The sequence below is a fragment of the Puniceibacterium antarcticum genome (assembly GCF_002760615.1).
Lineage (GTDB): Bacteria > Pseudomonadota > Alphaproteobacteria > Rhodobacterales > Rhodobacteraceae > Puniceibacterium > Puniceibacterium antarcticum.
Window position 1 is genome coordinate 42,814 of the sequence record NZ_AWWI01000167.1, and the last position, 18,462, is coordinate 61,275.

The following is an 18,462-nucleotide window of genomic DNA, read 5'->3' on the forward strand; positions in this document are numbered from 1 at the left end:
GTTTCGGCTACGAACTGAACTAAATGGTTTAGTTTGGAGCTGTCAACTTTAGCGTCCACAAGGGGATCACCGCTATGGGATACGCATTTATTGTGCGGTCGGGCTTTTGCCTTGCAGCATCTTTGATATTTTCGACGGGTCCAGCCCGTGCGCAAGACCCTCTTGCCGTTGCCGTCATCAAGGCCGAAAGCGCCGATACCGTGCGGACCCTGTCCCTGACCGGAGAGCTGAGGGCGCCTGAAACGCTGAACGCGTCTTTTCCGACCGGTGGTCGCATTGCCGAAATAATGGTAGATGACGGTGACCGCGTTGCCGCAGGCGACATGCTGGCGCGGATCGACCGGGTCCAGCAGGAGCAGGCCCTGCGCAGCGCCGAGGCGCAACTGGCCGCCGCAACCGCAGAATTTACCGCATCGCGCGAGGATGATACCCGGCAGGCCGGACTTTTTGAACGGGGTGCCACGACCCGCGCGACGCGCAATGCCGCCGCAGATCGCTTTGCCGCTGCCGTCGCACGCAAGGCCCAGGCCGAGGCCGAGCTGGCACAGGCGCAGGAAGATCTGGCAGATACGGTCCTTCTGGCACCGCAGAATGCCACGGTAATTCAGCGTCTGGCTGAACCCGGCCAAGTGGTCGGCGCAGCCCAGCCGGTTTTTGAACTGGCGCAGGGCCAGGGAATCGAGGCCGTCTTTGATGTGCCCGAATCAGTGCTGACCGAAGGGTCTAACCCTGACCCCAAGATTATGCTTTCGCCTATAGACCATCCGGAAACGACTGTTGTGGGCCATGTGTCCGAAATCTCGCCGCTGGTCGATGCGGCGAGTGGGACAGTAGCGATCAAGGTCATGCTGGACGGAACCCTGCCGGGACTCAGCTATGGAGATGCAGTGCGCGGTCGGACGGTTCAGAAGGAAGGTGCGCACGTGACGCTGCCTTGGTCGGTGATTTCAGCCACAGTCGAAGGACCGGCTGTCTGGATCCTGGATCCCGACACCAGTACCGTCAGCCTGCGACAGGTCGAGGTACGTCGTTACACCAGCCAGTCGATCCTGCTGACGTCCGGCGTGGCGCCGGGAGAAACCGTTGTGCGTTTGGGCACTCAGCTGCTTTACCCCGGGCGGGTTGTCCGGGTTGTGGAGGTTCCGGAATGAGGCATCTTGTTTTCCCGGCCATGTTGGAGTTGTTGTGTGCGACCCAGCCGCTGATGGCCGAAGATGCTGCGCAAACACTTGCAGCCCCCCGTCCCGTGATTTCCGAAATTGTGACGCCGCAAGCAGGCCTCTCTTCCAGTTGGGTGGGCAGCGTCGCGGCATCGTCAGAGCTGGACCTTGGCTTTCTGCGTCTGGGCACTTTGGCGGAACGTGCTGTGGACGCCGGCGATATCGTTGAAAAAGGCGATGTTCTGGCGCGGATAGATGCTTCCACCCTGGATTCTGAACTTCGTGCGGCCCAGGCCGGAGTGACGATAGCCAAGGCCAATCTGCAAACCGCCCAGGACGCGTTTAATCGCGCCAAGCAGCTGGCCACCCGCGGCGTCGGGAGCGAGATGGCACTGGAATCCGCCCGCAATGATCTTGCCGCATCAGAGGCTGCGATGGAGCAGGCTCGTGCCGCAGAGGCTCGTGCCGAAGACGCCCGCGAATACGCCGATCTGACGGCCCCAATGGCTGGTGTCATCACCAGTGTCAGCGCTGAACCAGGGGCGACTTTATCGGCGGGCGAGGCGGTGATGCGCCTTTCCTCGACCGAAAAGCTCGAAGTCATCATCGCGCTGACCGAAGAGGATGCGGCGGGAATGACGGCCGATGCGGTATTTGACGTGCGTCTTCTGTCCAACCCCGAGATAACGACTCAGGCCACCCTGTCCCGGATCGATCCGGTTTCGGCGCGCGCGACCCGGACAAGAGACGCGCACCTGACGCTGGCCAAAGGTGCGAATGCCGGTTTTCGGCTTGGTGCGCTGGTCAACGCCACATTTGATGCGGGGGGCGGCGCGGCCACCACCTTACCGGTCACCGCGCTGATCGCCGGTGCTGAACCAGCCGCCGTCTGGCGGGTGGGCAAGGAGGGCCGCAAGGTCAGCCGCGCAACGGTCACGCCTGGCCCGCGCGCCGGGGGACGCGTGGTCATTCTGCAAGGTGTCGCGGTTGGGGACGAAGTCGTCATTCGCGGTGTGAATTCCATTGAGGACGGCCAGACCGTCGGTGCGCGCATTGCCGTGCGGCAAATTCCGGGGGCCACCCAATGAAAAGTTTCAACCTTTCTGACTGGGCGCTCAAGCACCGGTCTTTTGTCTGGTTCCTGATGCTTGTCAGCATTCTGGCGGGTGCAATGTCCTATATCAATATAGGCCGCGAGGAAGATCCGAATTTCGCCATTAAGACGATGGTCATCACCGCCAGCCTGCCCGGCGCTTCGGTCGAAGAGACGCTGAATCAAGTCACAGACCGGATCGAGAAAAAGCTCGAGGATCTGGGCTCGCTCGATAAAACACGTTCGATCACCAAGCCGGGTGTGTCCATCGTCTATGTCGATCTTCTGGACACGACCAAGGCCAAGGATCTGCCGCGCCTTTGGCAGCAAATCCGCAACATGATGTCGGATATCCGGCCCGATTTTCCATCTGAATTCGCCGGTTTTCAGTTCAACGACGATTTCGGCGACGTCTATGGCAATATCTATGCCTTCACCTCGGACGGCTATTCCCCACGAGAGGTCCGTGACTATGTCGAGGACGCCCGCCGCGCGGTGCAGGGACTGGAGGATTCGGGCAAGGTCGAAATCTTTGGAACCCGCGATCAGGTGGTCTATCTGGAATATTCCACCGACCGGCTTGCCGCTCTGGGTGTGTCCCAGGCGGATGTCAGTGCGACACTTGCGGCACAGAATGCCATCCTGCCGTCGGGTGAAATCGACGCCGGATCCGAACGGGTTCTGGTGCGCACCGGTGGCGGCTTTGACAATGCGCAAAGTCTGTCGGATGTGAACCTGCGTGTGGGCGATCAGTTCTTTCGTCTGACGGATGTGGCCACCGTAACGCTCGACTATGAAGATCCGCCCTCGGAACTCTTCCGCTACAACGGGCGCGAGGCGATTGGCCTCTCTATTGGCATGCGCACGGGCGCCAATATCGTGTCTTTTGGCGAAGAACTGTCTGCCGTGATGGCCAAATACGAACAGTCGCTGCCCATCGGGATCGAAGTGCACCATGTCGCTGATCAGCCCGAAGTTGTTCAGGAAGCGGTCGGCCATTTCGTTCAGGCCCTGGTCGAGGCGGTGCTGATCGTTCTTGCGGTCAGCTTTGTGAGCCTCGGAGTTCGAGCCGGGCTTGTTGTGACGCTGACCATTCCACTGGTGCTCGCGATCACATTTGTGGTGATGAACTATACCGGCTTCACACTGCAGAGGATTTCGCTGGGCGCGCTGATCATCGCGCTTGGGCTGCTGGTGGACGATGCGATGATCGCGATCGAGACGATGATCTCGCGTCTGGAACTTGGCGAATCCCTGCCAAAGGCGGCGTCCTTTGCCTGGACCTCGATAGCCTTTCCGATGCTGTCGGGCACGCTTGTCACTGTTGCGGGGTTCATTCCCATCGGCTTGAACAACTCGGCGGCGGGTGAATTCACCTTTTCGCTTTTTGTCGTCATTGCAGTGGCTTTGGTGGTGTCATGGGTGGTTGCGGTTCTTTTTGCACCGCTGATCGGGGTGACGATCCTCAAGGAAAATATCGCGCATGCCCATGGTGAGCCCGGGCGCATCCGCCGGATGTTTCACGGCGTGTTGCGTGGGGCGATGCGGTTTCGCTGGCTGACCATTGCCGCGACGCTGGGCATCTTCGGCGTGTCCGTCTGGTCGATGCAATTCGTCGAAAACCAGTTCTTTCCGTCCTCGGACCGGCCAGAGCTGGTTGTCGACATTGCCTTGCAGCAGAATGTGTCGATCACCGAAACGCGCGTGACGATGGACCGTTTCGAGGCAGCGCTGAAGGACAACGAGGATGTGAAGTTCTGGACATCCTACGTCGGTCGCGGCGCGCCGCGCTTCATCCTGTCCTTCGATGTGCCGGCGCCGAGCGCGAACACGGGGCAGATCGTGATCCAGACGCCGGGGATCGAGTCGCGCAACCGTTTGAAAGATCAGCTTACGAAACTGGCGGCGGATGAATTCCCCGGCGTTGATATCTTCGTCAAGCTGCTGGAAATCGGGCCGCCGGTGGGCCGTCCGGTACAGTATCGTGTGACCGGTTCGGATCTGGACGGGTTGCGGGATGTTGCACGCAATATGGCCGCACTTGTCGCAACGGACGATCGGACGGACAATATCGTCATGGACTGGAACGAACCGTCCCGGGTGGTTCGTGTCGATATCGTGCAGGACCGGGTGCGCCTGCTGGGGCTGACCTCGCGCGACATCGCCTCGGCGCTGAACGGAATCTATGACGGCACCGCGGTGACCGAACTGCGCGATGGCACCTATCTGGTGGATCTGATTGCGCGCGGTTCCGATGCGACGCGATCCTCAATCGAGGGCCTGACCAACCTGCAGCTTGGCGGCCCGGACGGCCAGCCCGTGCCGCTGTCCTCAATCGCGGTGTTCAGATACGACACGGAACAGCCGGTGATCCGTCAGGAAAACCGCCGCCCGACGATCACAATCAAGGCCGCGATCACAACCAAGGATCAGCCTGCGACAATCGTCAATGCGCTGGCTGACAAGGTGGCAGAGTTCAATGCGAACCTGCCAAAGGGCTTCAGTGTCGAGGTCGGCGGTTCGGTAGAATCCAGTGCGGAATCGCAGGCACCGATTGCTGCGGTTGTGCCCTTGATGCTGCTGATCATGGCGTTTCTGGTGATGGTGCAGATGCAAAGCTTCCGCCGCGCATTTGTGGTCTTTGCCGCGGCGCCTCTGGGGCTGATCGGGGTGGTGGCGGCACTGCTGCCCTCCGGCGCGCCGCTCGGCTTCGTGGCGATCCTTGGTGTTCTCGCGCTCATCGGGATCCTGATCCGCAACTCGATCATTCTTGTGCATGAGATCGAAGTGCAGATCAATGATCACGGGCTTTCCCCTTGGGATGCGGTATTCACGGCCTCTGACAGCCGGGCACGACCGATCCTGCTGACGGCAGCGGCGGCGAGCCTCGCTCTGATCCCGATCTCGCGGCAGATCTTCTGGGGGCCGATGGCCTTTGCGATGATGGGCGGGATCATTGCCGGCACAGTGGTGACACTGGTGTTTGTGCCTGCTCTCTATCTGGCGGTCTATCGGGTCAAGCGACCAGCAAGCACGGCTTGAAAAGATGTGCAGAGCCGTGATTTGGCAGAAGGTTTAAGGGGCTGCGATATTTGCCGCCGGATCTTAGCTTTTTCGGGTATCTGTCTGGTCCGAAGGTCGGCGCGTTCGTGTGCAACCTTGTGCATCTCTATGCGGTGGGGGAGCTTATGCTTTGTGTCGGTCATGCGCTGGCACAACCTGTTCTTGCCGCGCTCGGGGCTCTTTGGATCGCGCATTCCGGTTTTGACCGGATGCTTGGCTACGGGCTGAAGTCCCCCAAAGGGTTTGGCGACACTCCTCTTGGATGCATCGGCAAAACCTGATCACCGACGGCTTCGCTGCAGATTAAAAAAGCCCCCGACGCCAAAGTGCCGGGGGCCAAGTGTTTACGGGAGTTTAGACGAGGTAAGGGAGAGGTGAGGTAAACCCTGAGGGAAGGGAGGGGTCCCATCAGGCTTTCATTGACGTGCTACGGCCTCTCCCAGATACCGCAGCACGTTTTCCCGCTCTCACACGGGCGCCTCGGCATACGGGGGGGCATATGCCGAGGAATTCCAGATCAGGCGTCCTGCTTGGGCAGCGTGCCGACGATCACATCGATGGTTTTTTCCGACCCTTTGTGCAGGACGGTCATCGGCGCGGTCGAGTCCGGATCGGTGGCTGCAACGGCGCGGGTCAGATCACGCAGCTCAGTGATAGGCTTGCCATTGAAGGACAGGATGATGTCGCCTTTTTCCAGTCCTGCCTTGGCCGCAGGGCTGTCGTCGCTGACTTTTTCGACCACTGCGCCCTTGGGCTGGCTGTAGCCAAGCACCTGCGCGATGTCGTCAGGCATCGGTTTGATCTGGACGCCCAGCCAGCCACGGGTGATCACTCCGCCGTCGGACAGGTCCGCGACGATGCTCTGGACCAGATCGGACGGTACGGCAAAGCCGATTCCCACCGATCCGCCGTCCGGCGAAAAGATTGCCGTATTCATCCCGATCACGTCCCCTGCGTTGTTGAACAGCGGACCACCCGAATTGCCCTTGTTGATCGCCGCATCCGTCTGGATGAAGTCATCATAGGGACCCGAGTTGATGTTGCGCGACATGGCCGAAACGATCCCGGATGTCACTGTTCCGCCCAGACCAAAGGGGTTGCCGACGGCCACCACCTCGTCACCTGGGCGCATCTTGTCGGAATCGCCGAACTTGATGAAGGGCAGCTTTTCCTCAGAGGTGATCTGGATCAGCGCCACATCGGTCAGCGGGTCACTTCCCAGCACCTTGGCCGGAAAGCTGCGCCCGTCGGCCATCTTCACGGTCACCGTATCGGCCCCGTCGACAACATGATTGTTGGTGACGATCTTGCCATCCTCGGAAATGATAAAGCCCGAACCAAGCGCCTGACGCGGTGCCTGCTCAGTGCCCTGCGGCATCATTTGTTCGAACTGGCGGCGCAGCTCTTCGGGCATGCCTTCGGGGAACTGAAGGTTGGCTGCTGCCGGATCTGCCTTTTCGGTGACCTCGATAAAGACCACGGCGGGTGACACAGCCGCGACCAGATCGCCGTAGCCGCCTGCTGGCACGGCCATCGCCGGGGTGGCCGTGGTCAGGGTGACGCCGGTCGCGCTCAGCGCAGCCATGAGAGCCGCGGATCCGGCAAGTCGGCGAAGAAGGGGGGTAGATTTCATCTGCGAACGCTCCGTTGGTGGTTGTCTTGATGCGCTCAAGATGACGATCGGACCTCACAGCCGTGTGCATCCGGCTATACAAATAGTTTAACCAGCGCGCGGCCCTTGCCCTGAAGCGTCGTAGCGCTGATTTTAGGACAAGGGTCCTGGGTGGGCCGAAACCGGATGAGGTCGACATGAAACTGCTGGTGGTCGAGGATGATGTGACGACGGGAGCCTATATCGCACGGGGTTTGCGTGAAGAGGGACAAAGCGTCGATCTGGTCGCTTCGGGGCGCGAGGGTCTGATTCAGGCGACCGGCGGCAGTTATGACGTGCTGATCGTTGATCGCATGTTGCCCGAGATTGACGGGATGACCTTGGTCAAGACCCTGCGCGGCGCTGGTAACCGCACGCCGGTGCTGTTTCTGACCTCGCTGGGCAGTGTCGAGGATCGGATCAGCGGGCTGAACGCGGGTGGCGATGACTACCTTGTCAAACCCTTCGCTTTTGGTGAACTGTCTGCCCGTGTCGCGGCGCTGGCCCGGCGCCCGCAGGCCGTGGATCAGGAAACGGTGCTGCGCGCCGGCACGCTTGAGATGGATCTGATCGCCCGCAAGGTCACGCGGGAGGGGCAGGAAATTGACCTGCTGCCGCGCGAATTTGCCATCCTAGAACATCTGATCCGGCGCAAGGGGCGGGTGCAGACCCGCACCATGCTGCTGGAATCGGTCTGGGATATTTCCTTTGACCCTATGACCAATGTCGTCGAAACCCATATCAGCCGGTTGCGCGCCAAGGTCGACAAGCCCTTTGAAACCGAACTGATCAAGACCGTGCGCGGCGCCGGTTACCGGATCGACGCGTGACCCTGACACGCGATTCGATGCTGCGCTCCATGCCGCTGCGGCTTGCGGGCGGGCTTGTGCTGTTGTTTTCGGTTGTGTCGCTGCTGGGGCTGCTGGCCAGCTATGTCTACACTCAGGCCTCGTTCGAACAGACCATGCGCGCCGACCTGTCGCAGGACATGGCCGGTTTCAGTGCCGCGCCCTCTGCTGCGGCTCTGGCGGCGCTGGTCCAGGCCGAGGCACGTTCAACCGATCCAGAACGTGTGGTGCTCAGCTATTTTGCCCCCAACGGGCTGCATTATGGCAATGCGGTGGTGGCCAAGGATGACGATGGATACCGCATCCTGACCGATCTGCCGGACCGGCCCGAAATTACCGGACGCTACCTTGCATTGACGGCCTCAATGCAGGGCGGGCAGCTGACCGTGGCGCGCAGCCGGGCGCAGATTGATGCTCTGCGCGGCGTGTTTCTGAACATCCTTGGGCTCAGCCTTTTGCCGACAATCCTGATTGCGCTGTCCGGGGGGCTGATCCTCGCCCGGCGCAGCGCGCGGCATGTGGCGGTGATTGGTGGCACGCTGGATCGGCTGACCTCTGGCGATATGCAGGCGCGGGTGGGCGGCGTCGGGGGCTGGTCTGACGATCTGGCCCGGATCGGCGCCAAGGTCGACCAGATGGCGCGCTCACAAGAGGATACGGTGGCAAGCCTGCGACAGGTGTCGTCGGACATTGCGCATGACCTCAAGACTCCGATTCAGCGTGTGGCGGTGCATCTGGACGAGCTGTCGCAAAAGGATCTGCCCGAGGAGGAGCGGGTGCTGGTGGACAAGGCGCTCGACGAACTCGATGGGATCGTGTCGGTCTTCCACTCGCTGCTGCAATTGGCGCAGATCGAAAGCGGATCCCCCCGGGCGCGGTTCACCTCTGTTGATCTGACCGCCCTGTGCCAGACACTGTGCGATGTTTACGAACCCTCGGCGGCAGAGAATGGTCAGACGCTGACCTGTGCGCTGCCGTGTGATCCGGTGCGCCCCGTGAACGGGGATCGCAATCTGCTGGGGCAGGTGTTGGCCAACCTGATCGAGAATGCCCTGCGCCACACACCCAAGGACAGCACGATCACCGTCACCCTGTCGCAAGGCGTCAGCCATGTGGACCTCTCCGTAACCGATTCCGGTCCCGGCATCCCCGAAGCCGAGCGCGAGCTTGTGCTGCGCCGTCTCTACCGGCTGGACCGCAGCCGCACAACGCCGGGCAATGGTCTGGGGCTCAGCCTTGTGGCAAGCATTGCGCAGGTGCACAACGCCAGACTGACGCTGGCGGATGCCGGGCCCGGTCTGTGCGCCACGCTCAGCTTTCCCGGCTGAGCAAAGCGTCTTTCAATGACCTTGGCGGCGCTGCGCACTGATGCAGATCCAGCGCCTCATGCAACTCCAGCAAGTGATTGCGCATGAGCTCTTCTGCATGCTGTCCGTCGCCTTCGGCGATCGCCTCAATCAGCGCGTGATGGGCGTGGCTGTCGCACAGCGCGCTGTCGCGACGGGAATAGAGCGCGATGATCAGTGAGGATCGCGCGATCAGCGTTTCGATGAAACCCGCGATGGTGGCCTGTGCGGCGATACCGGCAATGTCGATGTGAAACAGGCCCGACAGGTGCAGCGCGCGGCCCCGATCCCCTGCATCCATGGCGGCATGTTCCAGCGCGATATGTTCGCGCAGCCTGTAAACATCTGCATCCGTGGCAAGGGTCGCAGCCTTATGGGCGGTGCGAGGTTCCAGCAGTTCCCGCGTTTCGAACACTTCGCGCGCCTCTTGCTGGCTGGGTTGCGCGACAAAGGCACCCCGGTTGCGCTGCATTTCGACCAGCTGGATATGCGCAAGCCGCTGCAGCGCCGCCCGCACGATGGTGCGCGACACACCATAAACCTCGCCAATCTCATCCTCGCCCAGCTTGGTGCCGGGCAGAAGGCGGTGTTCATGGATCGCCAGCGACAGCGCCCCGGCCACGCGATCACTTGCGGCAAGACGGTCCGGATCTCTGTAAAGGGTGGGGCTCGATTTTGGCATCATCACATCTTTCAGCGATGCAATGGCAGAATCACGAACGCCCGACAAGGCGGGACCAGATGGACGCAATCTCAGCCAGCTTTGTATACAATGTTGTGTCCAAAAAAGGGACAGAAGCCTGTGGATCTGCGCTTTTTTTGAGCAGTTTGATGTACCGAAGGCCGACAACTGCGAACTCTGTTTGCGCGATCGCCCATGTCTTCGGTTAACCTCAAAGTAAGCCACGGGGGAACCATGAGCCAGCCCATCCAAGACCTTGAACTGGTGTCCGTCACCAAACGTTATGGCAAGACTGTCGCGGTCGATGCCATCAACCATCATTTCCGGCCAGGAAGTTACACGTGCCTGCTGGGGCCGTCTGGCTGTGGAAAATCATCGACCCTCCGGATGATCGCGGGGCACGAATCGGTGAGCGAGGGCGCGATCAACCTTGCCGGGCGCGACATATCTTACCTGCCGCCCGCAAAGCGCGGCACGGCGATGATGTTCCAGAGCTATGCGCTGTTCCCGCATCTGACCGTCACCGACAATGTCGCCTTCAGCCTCAAGATGAAGGGTGTGGACGCGAAAGAACGCCGCGCCAAGGCGGCGGAAATGCTGGAGCTTGTCGATCTGTCGGCTATGGCCGAACGCCTGCCCGATCAGTTGTCTGGCGGTCAGCAACAGCGCGTGGCGCTGGCGCGTGCGCTGATCACGCGGCCTCAGGTGCTGCTGCTGGACGAACCCCTGTCGGCGCTGGACCCGTTCCTGCGCATCCGCATGCGCGGCGAGCTGCGCAAGCTGCAAAACGAACTGGGGATCAGTTTCGTACATGTCACCCACGGTCAGGACGAAGCCCTCGCGCTCGCGGATGAGATCGTGGTGATGAACAACGCGGTGATCGAACAGGCGGGCCCCGCGCGGGATGTGTTTAATGCGCCCCGCACCCGGTTTGTGGCCCAGTTCATGGGGGGGCATAACGTTGTCGCCCTGCCGGAGGGATATTTTGCCATTCGCACCGACGCCGTGGGCGTTAGCACCCCGGGTATGGGCGTCGAGGCGCATGTGACCGGTATCGAATATCAGGGCACGCATGTCTCTGTTCTGGCCCGGATCACCGGGGATCAGGAAGTGACCGCGCTGGTGCCCGAAGACGTGTTCTATGCCAAGCCGCATACCCCGGGCGACCGCGTCGGTCTGACCTGGGACACCAAGAATCTGCATAAACTGACCGCGTGAAGCGGCGATATGTCTGACAAGGAGAGTATCATGAAAACGACAAAGATTTCCCGCCGTGGCGTGCTCAAGGGCGGTGCCGCCTTTGCTGCCGGATCGACACTGGGTGCGCCGATGATCTGGGCACAGAACATCAAGGACGTCACCCTGCGCCAGTTCGGCACGGGTGTGTCCAACCTCAACGAGGTGGGCCAGAAGGTGAAAGAGGATCTTGGCTTTACGCTGGAGATGACCGCGCTCGACACGGATTCCGTGACCCAGCGTGCGGCGACCCAGCCCAACAGCTTTGACATCGCCGACATCGAATATTTCATCTGCAAAAAGGTCTGGCCCGCGGGCAACCTGCAGGCGATGGACACCTCGAAGATCAAGAATTACGATAAGATCGTCGGCATCTTCCGCGATGGAAAACTGACGCCCGAAAGCACGATTGCCCAAGGCACGGCACCGCATACGGTCGGTTTCACCTCTGGTCCCGATGGCACCGATTTCGTGCAGGAGGAATCTGGCTGGATGACCCTGATCCCCACGATCTACAACGCTGACACGCTGGGCATCCGCCCCGACCTGATCGGCCGTCCGATCAAGAACTGGTCCGAACTGCTGAACCCTGAATTCAAAGGCAAGGCGTCGATCCTCGACATCTCGTCCATCGGGATCATGGACATGGCGATGGTCATCGAGTCGATGGGTGAGCACACCTATGGCGACAAGGGCAACATGACCAAGGACGAGATCGACATGACGCTTGCGATCTTTACCGAGGCCAAGAAGGCGGGCCAATTCCGAGCCTTTTGGAAGTCGTTCGATGAATCGGTGAACCTGATGGCGTCGGGCGAGGTGGTGATCCAGTCCATGTGGTCCCCCGCAATCACGGCGGTCAAATCCAAGGGCATCGAATGCGTATACCAGCCGCTGGAAGAGGGCTATCGCTCCTGGGGTGGCGGCATCGGCCTGTCCAAGGCACTGACCGGGTTGGAGCGCGATGCGGCCTATGAATACATCAACTGGTATCTCGACGGCTGGGTTGGCGGTTTCCTGATGCGTCAGGGCTATTATTCGGCCGTGCCCGAGACCTCGAAAAATTACATGTCCGAAAACGAATGGGGCTACTGGTTCGAGGGCAAGGAAGCCACCGATGTCATCACATCGCCCTTTGGCGATCCGCTGGCGCAGGTCGGCGAGATGCGCGACGGCGGGTCGTTCGAACAGCGTATGGGCTCGGTTGCCTGCTGGAACTCGGTCATGGACCAGAACCAGTACATGGTGCGCAAGTGGAACGAATTCATCGCGGCGTGATGTGATGTCTGGGGCCGGGCGTTTGCGCCTGGCCTCTCTGCCGGAGTGAGGGGCCAGCCCCTCACACTCCCCGGGATATTTAAGGGCAGATGAAACAGGAAGTTTGGGTGGCGTGATGGGGCGGATGAGAGCAGGGACAGTGGCCTGGTTGCAGGCGGCGCCGATGGCCTTTGTGCTGCTGGTGTTTCTGGTGGCGCCCATCGTGATGATCACAATTGTCAGTTTCTGGCAGGCGACCGAGTTTTCCATCATTCCCGCGTTTGACTTTGACAATTACGAATTCCTGTTCGGCTCTTCCGTGACCTACCGGGTGTTTCTGAACACCTTCAAATATGCGCTGATCACCTGGGCCTTTACCTTTGTGATAGGGTTCACCGTGGCCTATTTTCTGGCCTTTCATGTGCGCACCCTGACCTGGCAGATCACCTTGTTCCTGCTGTGCACCATCCCGTTCTGGACCAGCAACATCATCCGCATGATCAGTTGGATCCCGTTTCTGGGGCGCAACGGGATCGCCAATTCGGCGCTGATTTCCTGGGGGGTGATTGACGAGCCTCTGGAATGGCTGCTGTTTTCGGACTTTGCGGTGATCCTCGCCTTTGTGCATCTCTATACGCTGTTCATGGTGGTGCCGATCTTCAACACCATGATGCGCATCGACAAGTCACTGATCGAAGCGGCGCGGGATGCGGGGGCCAATGGGGCGCAGATCCTGTGGAATGTGATCGTGCCGCTGTGCAAGCCCGGGATCATGATCGGGTCGATCTTTGTCATCACGCTGGTGATGGGCGATTTTATCACTGTGCGGTTCATGTCGGGGTCTCAGTCGGCCAATGTGGGCCGGCTGATTTCCAACGACATCGCGTTGCTGCAATATCCGTCGGCGGCGGCGACGGCGGTGGTGCTGCTGCTGACGGTGCTGATCGTGATCGCGATTATGCTGCGCTTTGTCGATATCCGGAAGGAGCTGTAAGGTGGAGCCGAGATCAAGATCGTTTTACGTCCTTGCTGCGGTCTTTGGGCTGTTCCTGCTGTTTCTCTACGGCCCGACGATCACCATCGCCATCCTGTCGTTTCAGGGTGAGGGCGGCGGGCTGACCTTCCCGATGCGGGGCACCTCGCTCTATTGGTTTCGGGACCTGTTCGAACAGCAGGCGGTGGGGGATATCTGGGGCAGTTTCCGGCGCAGCTTTGCGCTGGGCCTCATGGTCATGATCACAACCGTTGTGGTGTCTGTCATGGGCGGGCTGGCGTTTCGCAAGAAATTTGTCGGCTCCAACGTGCTGTTTTATCTTATCATCACCTCGCTGGTCATTCCGTCGATCCTGATCTCTCTGGGGGTCGGCCTCATGTTCTCGCAATCCGGGCTGACGGTGCATTGGGCGACCTCTGGGTTCGGCTCGCAGCTGACCTGGACACTGCCCTTTGGTCTGCTGATCATGTTCGCCGTTTTCAACCGGTTTGACAAAAGTTACGAGGAAGCCGCGCGCGATCTGGGGGCCAGCCCCTGGCAGACGCTGCGCCATGTGGTGCTGCCGATCATCGCGCCGTCGCTGATCGGGGTGGCGCTGTTCGGCTTCACGCTCAGCTATGATGAATTTGCGCGCACCCTGCTGACGGCGGGCAGCTATAATACCCTGCCGCTTGAGATTTACGGCATGACCACCAATGTGACCTCCCCTGTGCTCTATGCGCTGGGCACGCTGACCACGGTGTTTTCGCTGGTGATGATTGGCGTGTTCCTTTGCGTGACCTGGTTGGCCACACGGCGCAAGGATGCCAAAGGATCCGATGCGGGCAGTGGCATGGTATGATTGTTCTCATCAACCCCAACAGCACTGTGTCGATGACCGATGCCATGGTGCGCACAGCGCAGGATGTGGCGCCGGGGGTCAAGGTGGTTGGCTGGACCTCTCATGACGGACCGCCTGCGATTCAGGGGCCCGAGGACGGAGATGCCTCGGTCCCGCCGCTGCTGGAACTGGTGGCCAAGGCGTCCGAGCTGGGCGCGCGCGCAGTGATCATCGGCTGTTTCGACGATACGGGGCTTGCGCAGGCGCGCGCCATCGCCACATGCCCGGTGATCGGGATCGGGCAGGCCGCCTATCATATGGCGGTGCTTTCGGGGGCGCGGTTTTCGGTGGTGACGACGCTCGCGGTTTCGGTGCCGATCCTTGAGGACAACATCCGCCACTATGGCCTGTGGACCCATCTGGGGCGGGTGCGGGCCAGTGGTGTGCCGGTTCTGGATCTGGAGCGCGACCCGGACGCGGCAGCCTCGCGCGTGTTGGAGGAAATTGCCGATGCCGCCCGTGAGGATGATGTGAACAGCATCGTTCTGGGCTGTGCTGGTATGGTCGATATCCCCGCGCGGGCCACAGAGCTGACGGGTCTGCGCATCATTGACGGCGTGCGCGCCGCCGTCCAGTTCTCAGCTTTGATGTGATAAGGGGTCCTGCAAAGGCCTGAGCGTGCCGGACGAATCCGCATGACCTTCCGCCGGAGGTGGCAGTCACTGCAAAATGCGCGTCCTGCGATCAGAGGCGGAGCCTGAGAACAGCGCCCTGTTGCGCGGTCGCATTGCACGCCACGGGAACTTGCCATTCCCGGCCCACCTGCCGATCATGGATGTTACGACCAATCTGGCCTATGGCCTTGATTCCTCTCATCGACAAAAGGCCCATCCATGCCCGAACTGACCGCTTTTGGCCCTGACTTTCCCTTTGCCTATGATGACTGGATCACCCATCCGGACGGTCTGGGTAGCATTCCCCGCGATCAGCACGGCACGCCGGTTGCGGTGATCGGGGCAGGGGCGTCGGGCATCATTGCCGCCTACGAGCTCATGAAGCTGGGCCTGCGCCCGGTGATCTATGAATCGGCGCGCTTTGGTGGGCGGCTGCGGTCCCAGCCATTCGAGGGCAGCGACGGCATCATCGCGGAACTTGGCGGGATGCGGTTTCCCAAATCCTCGCGCGGGTTCTTTCACTACCTCGACCTCATGGGCTGCAGGACATCTCCGTTTCCCAATCCGCTCAGCGCCGCTGCCGGGTCCACCGTGATCGACCTTGAGGGCGAGACGTTCTTTGCCCGCAAACTGGACGATCTGCCGCCGCTCTACCGCGAAATCGCCGAGGCCTATGACAAGGCGCTCGCCGATCAGGCGGCCTTCCCGGACCTGCAAGAGGCGATCCGCGCCCGTGACACGACGCGGATCAAGGAACTCTGGAACCCGCTGGTGGCAAAGTGGGACGAGCGGACATTCTATGATTTTATCGCAGGCTCTGACGCCTTTCGTGAAAAGGGGTTTCGCCACCGCGAGGTGTTTGGTCAGGTCGGCTTTGGCACCGGTGGGTGGGATTCGGATTTTCCCAACTCCATGCTGGAAATCCTGCGGGTGAACCTGCTGGGGCTTGATGACGATCAGCATCTGGTCGAGGGCGGCGTCGATCAGGTGCTCAAACGCCTCTGGCGCGCCACGCCCCCCTGCGCGCACTGGCCCGAGGGGACGAGTCTGGCCAGCCTCAACGGGGGCATTACACGATCCCGCGCAACTGCCATCGCCCGCAATGCCAACGGCACGCTGAACGTGACCGATCAATGGGGCAATGCAGAACGCTATGATGCGGTCCTGTCCACCTGTCAGACCCACCTTCTGACCACAGCGATCGAGGTGGAAGAGGATTTGTTCGCCCAGAGTCTGTGGATGGCGCTTGATCGGACGCGCTACATGCAGTCGGCCAAGACATTCGTGATGGTAGACCGCCCCTTCTGGAAGGACATCGATCCCGCGACGGGCCGCCCGCTTATGTCGATGACCCTGACCGACCGGCTGACGCGTGGCACCTATTTCTTTGACAACGGGCCGGATCAGCCTGCGGTGATCTGCCTGTCCTATGCATGGATGACCGATGCGCTGAAGGTGCTGCCGCTGTCGGCGGACAAGCGCGTCGATCTGGCCCTGAAGGCGCTGAAAAAGATCTATCCCGATGTCGACATCGCCGCCCATATCCGTGGCGCGCCGATCTGTGTGAGCTGGGAGGCGGATGCCAATTTTCTCGGTGCCTTCAAGGGCGCGCTGCCCGGCCATTATCGCTACAACCACCGCATCTATGGCCATTTCATGCAAGAGCAGCTGCCCCAAAGCCAGCGCGGTCTGTTCATCGCCGGGGATGGCGTCAGCTGGACACCCGCCTGGGTCGAAGGGGCGGTGCAGACCGGGCTGAACGCCGTCTGGGGCATCATGGCGCATTTCGGCGGCAAAACCCCGGAGGCAAACCCGGGACCCGGCGATTTTTATCCAGAACTTGGGCCCATTGCGCTGACCTGACGCGGGGATGCCCGGCTGGATGAGCATTAAACGTGCAACGTCACATTTTTGGGTGTGGGCCGGGGCCGTTTCATATGTCATCAAATGACAAGGCGGGTAGTGTCCCGCACAGATGGCCCGGCAAGGGCCGCATATCACAGAGCAATCCGTGAACCATCAGAGAGGAAGTAACATGAAACCTTCGATGTCCGTCTCCACCCTGGCGCTGGGCGCCGTCTTTCTGGGGGCTGCCGCCCAGGCCGAGACATGGAACATGCCGACGGCCTATCCCGCCGACAATTATCACACCGAAAACGCCCAGATGTTTGCTGATGATGTGGCGAGCTGCTCGAACGGCGATCTGGAAATCGTGATCCATGCAGGTGGCTCGCTGTTCAAGGGTGACGAGATCAAGCGTGCGGTGCAACTGGGCGAGGCCGAGATCGGTGAACGCCTGCTGTCTGCCCATGCCAATGAAAACCCGATCTTTGCCTATGACTCCGTGCCCTTCCTCGCCACCTCGTTCGAGGCATCGGACAAGCTGCGCGATGCCGCCGTGCCGACCCTCAGCAAGGTGATGGCAGAACAGAACCTGATGCTGCTCTATTCCGTGCCATGGCCTGCGCAGGGCATGTATTTCGACAAGGAAATCAACTCGGTCGCCGACATGGCGGGGATCAAGTTCCGCGCCTACAACGCCACCACCGCCCGCGTTGCTGAACTCTCGGGCATGGTCCCGACCCAGATCGAGGCAGCAGATCTGAAACAGGCGCTGGCAACCGGTGTTGTGGCGGCGATGATCTCCTCCGGCTCAACCGGTGTCGATGAAAGCGTTTGGGAGGACATGAGCCATTTCTATGACGTAAAGGCCTGGCTGCCGCGCAACACGATCTTTGCCAATATCGACGCCTTTAACGCCCTGTCGCCCGAAGTGCAGAAATGCGTGACCGAGTCTGCGGATGCGGCCAAGGTGCGCGGATCGGCCAAGGCGGCTGAACTGGCTGGCGGTTTTGTGGCCAAGCTGGCTGAAAACGGCATGACCGTGTCCGGCCCGGGCGAACAGCTCGCTGCGGACCTCACGGGGATTGGGGATACGATGACGGCCGAGTGGCTGGACTCGACCGGTGACGATGGCGAGGCCATCATCGACGCCTACAAAGCCGAATAAACATCCGCCACCTCCGCAGGGCCACCCTGCGGGGGGATGCCCGACATGATACTGCGCGCCTTTCCCCGGAAAGGGGCGCAGAAGGATTGATGCCATGACCACTTTGCCACGCCGCCTCCTTGATGCGATTTACAAGACAGCCGGCTTTGGCGCCGCGCTGGCCCTGGTTGCCATTCTGGTCCTCGTGACGCTTCAGATGGTCGCGCGCTGGATGGGCATCCTGTTTCCGGGCGGCGCGAACTATGCAGGCTATGCCATGGCAACCGCGTCCTTTCTGGGGCTGGCCTACACGTTTTCGCACAATGAACACATCCGGGTCGGCATCTTTGTCGAACGCAGCGGTGTCTGGCGGCGCGGTCTTGAGATCTGGTGTTACACCGTAGGCTCTGCTGTCGCGCTCTATTTTGCCTGGCACGCGATCCAGACCCCACTTCTAAGCTACAAGATCAACGATATTTCCCAAGGGCAGGACGGCACACCGCTGTGGATTCCGCAGATCGCCATGGCCGTCGGGGCAACGCTTCTGGCGGTGGCGCTGCTCGACAACCTTGTGCAAGTGCTGCTGGGAAGCGGTCTTGGCGTCGACAAGCCGCTGGTGTCTCTCGAGGGCTTGCGCGACAGGCTGGCC

At 60.9% G+C, this 18,462-nt stretch carries 15 protein-coding genes and 1 pseudogene; 14 read left to right on the forward strand and 2 right to left on the reverse strand.

Annotation, left to right across the window (positions count from 1 at the left end; genetic code table 11):
- The first annotated feature begins 74 nt into the window (after positions 1–74).
- Genes P775_RS23310 through P775_RS23325 form a run of 4 tightly spaced genes read left to right on the forward strand, consistent with a single transcriptional unit; the run spans position 75 to position 5,597 of the window.
- Complete coding sequence (locus P775_RS23310; RefSeq protein WP_099913233.1) at positions 75–1,151, forward strand: efflux RND transporter periplasmic adaptor subunit; 1,077 nt, start codon at positions 75–77, stop codon at positions 1,149–1,151.
- The gene (locus P775_RS23315) at positions 1,148–2,248 is read left to right on the forward strand and encodes an efflux RND transporter periplasmic adaptor subunit (RefSeq protein ID WP_099913234.1); all 1,101 of its coding nucleotides are present in this window, start codon (positions 1,148–1,150) and stop codon (positions 2,246–2,248) included. The genes P775_RS23310 and P775_RS23315 overlap by 4 nt, the downstream gene beginning before the upstream one ends.
- On the forward strand, positions 2,245–5,295 hold the full coding sequence (locus tag P775_RS23320) for an efflux RND transporter permease subunit (RefSeq protein ID WP_099913235.1): 3,051 nt from the start codon (positions 2,245–2,247) through the stop codon (positions 5,293–5,295). The genes P775_RS23315 and P775_RS23320 overlap by 4 nt, the downstream gene beginning before the upstream one ends.
- 50 nt (positions 5,296–5,345) lie before the next feature.
- Positions 5,346–5,597, forward strand: coding sequence for a DUF4260 family protein (locus P775_RS23325; RefSeq protein ID WP_245875828.1), 252 nt, complete (start codon positions 5,346–5,348; stop codon positions 5,595–5,597).
- 236 nt (positions 5,598–5,833) lie between these two features.
- Here the strand turns inward: P775_RS23325 and P775_RS23330 are convergent, their stop codons facing one another.
- A complete protein-coding gene (locus tag P775_RS23330) occupies positions 5,834–6,949 on the reverse strand; it encodes a Do family serine endopeptidase (protein WP_099913236.1) in 1,116 nt (371 codons plus the stop codon).
- Positions 6,950–7,125: 176 nt separating this feature from the next.
- Here P775_RS23330 and P775_RS23335 point away from each other — a divergent pair, with 176 nt between their 5' ends.
- Together P775_RS23335 and P775_RS23340 are read left to right on the forward strand one after the other, a co-directional pair.
- Positions 7,126–7,797, forward strand: coding sequence for a winged helix-turn-helix domain-containing protein (locus P775_RS23335; protein ID WP_099913237.1), 672 nt, complete (start codon positions 7,126–7,128; stop codon positions 7,795–7,797).
- Entirely contained in the window at positions 7,794–9,143 is a 1,350-nt protein-coding gene (locus P775_RS23340; RefSeq protein WP_245875829.1) for a sensor histidine kinase, read from the forward strand. The genes P775_RS23335 and P775_RS23340 overlap by 4 nt, the downstream gene beginning before the upstream one ends.
- On the opposite strand, the gene P775_RS23345 is transcribed toward P775_RS23340, so the two are convergent.
- On the reverse strand, positions 9,127–9,843 hold the full coding sequence (locus P775_RS23345; RefSeq protein ID WP_099913238.1) for a GntR family transcriptional regulator: 717 nt from the start codon (positions 9,841–9,843) through the stop codon (positions 9,127–9,129). The two genes, P775_RS23340 and P775_RS23345, sit on opposite strands and share 17 nt — an antisense overlap.
- A gap of 234 nt (positions 9,844–10,077) precedes the next feature.
- Between P775_RS23345 and P775_RS23350 the strand changes: the two genes are divergently transcribed.
- The 8 genes and pseudogenes from P775_RS23350 to P775_RS29495 form a co-directional block, all read left to right on the forward strand.
- Positions 10,078–11,061 (forward strand): ABC transporter ATP-binding protein, encoded by a 984-nt coding sequence (locus P775_RS23350; protein WP_099913239.1) that lies wholly within the window; start codon positions 10,078–10,080, stop codon positions 11,059–11,061.
- A 30-nt stretch (positions 11,062–11,091) separates the two neighbouring features.
- A complete protein-coding gene (locus P775_RS23355; protein WP_099913240.1) occupies positions 11,092–12,357 on the forward strand; it encodes an ABC transporter substrate-binding protein in 1,266 nt (421 codons plus the stop codon).
- Positions 12,358–12,481: 124 nt separating this feature from the next.
- The gene (locus P775_RS23360; protein ID WP_425439928.1) at positions 12,482–13,330 is read left to right on the forward strand and encodes an ABC transporter permease; all 849 of its coding nucleotides are present in this window, start codon (positions 12,482–12,484) and stop codon (positions 13,328–13,330) included.
- Between the two features lies 1 nt (position 13,331).
- Complete coding sequence (locus tag P775_RS23365) at positions 13,332–14,171, forward strand: ABC transporter permease (protein ID WP_099913242.1); 840 nt, start codon at positions 13,332–13,334, stop codon at positions 14,169–14,171.
- Positions 14,168–14,803 carry an aspartate/glutamate racemase family protein gene (locus P775_RS23370; RefSeq protein WP_099913243.1) on the forward strand — a complete coding sequence of 212 codons (636 nt, stop codon included), beginning with the start codon at positions 14,168–14,170 and terminating at the stop codon, positions 14,801–14,803. Before P775_RS23365 ends, P775_RS23370 begins: the two co-directional genes overlap by 4 nt.
- 240 nt (positions 14,804–15,043) lie before the next feature.
- Entirely contained in the window at positions 15,044–16,687 is a 1,644-nt protein-coding gene (locus P775_RS23375) for a flavin monoamine oxidase family protein (RefSeq protein WP_099913244.1), read from the forward strand.
- A 184-nt stretch (positions 16,688–16,871) separates the two neighbouring features.
- Entirely contained in the window at positions 16,872–17,834 is a 963-nt protein-coding gene (locus tag P775_RS23380) for a TRAP transporter substrate-binding protein (protein WP_245875830.1), read from the forward strand.
- A 94-nt stretch (positions 17,835–17,928) separates the two neighbouring features.
- Positions 17,929–18,384: pseudogene (locus P775_RS29495) on the forward strand (TRAP transporter small permease); the annotation flags it as partial.
- Between the last annotated feature and the right edge of the window lie 78 nt (positions 18,385–18,462).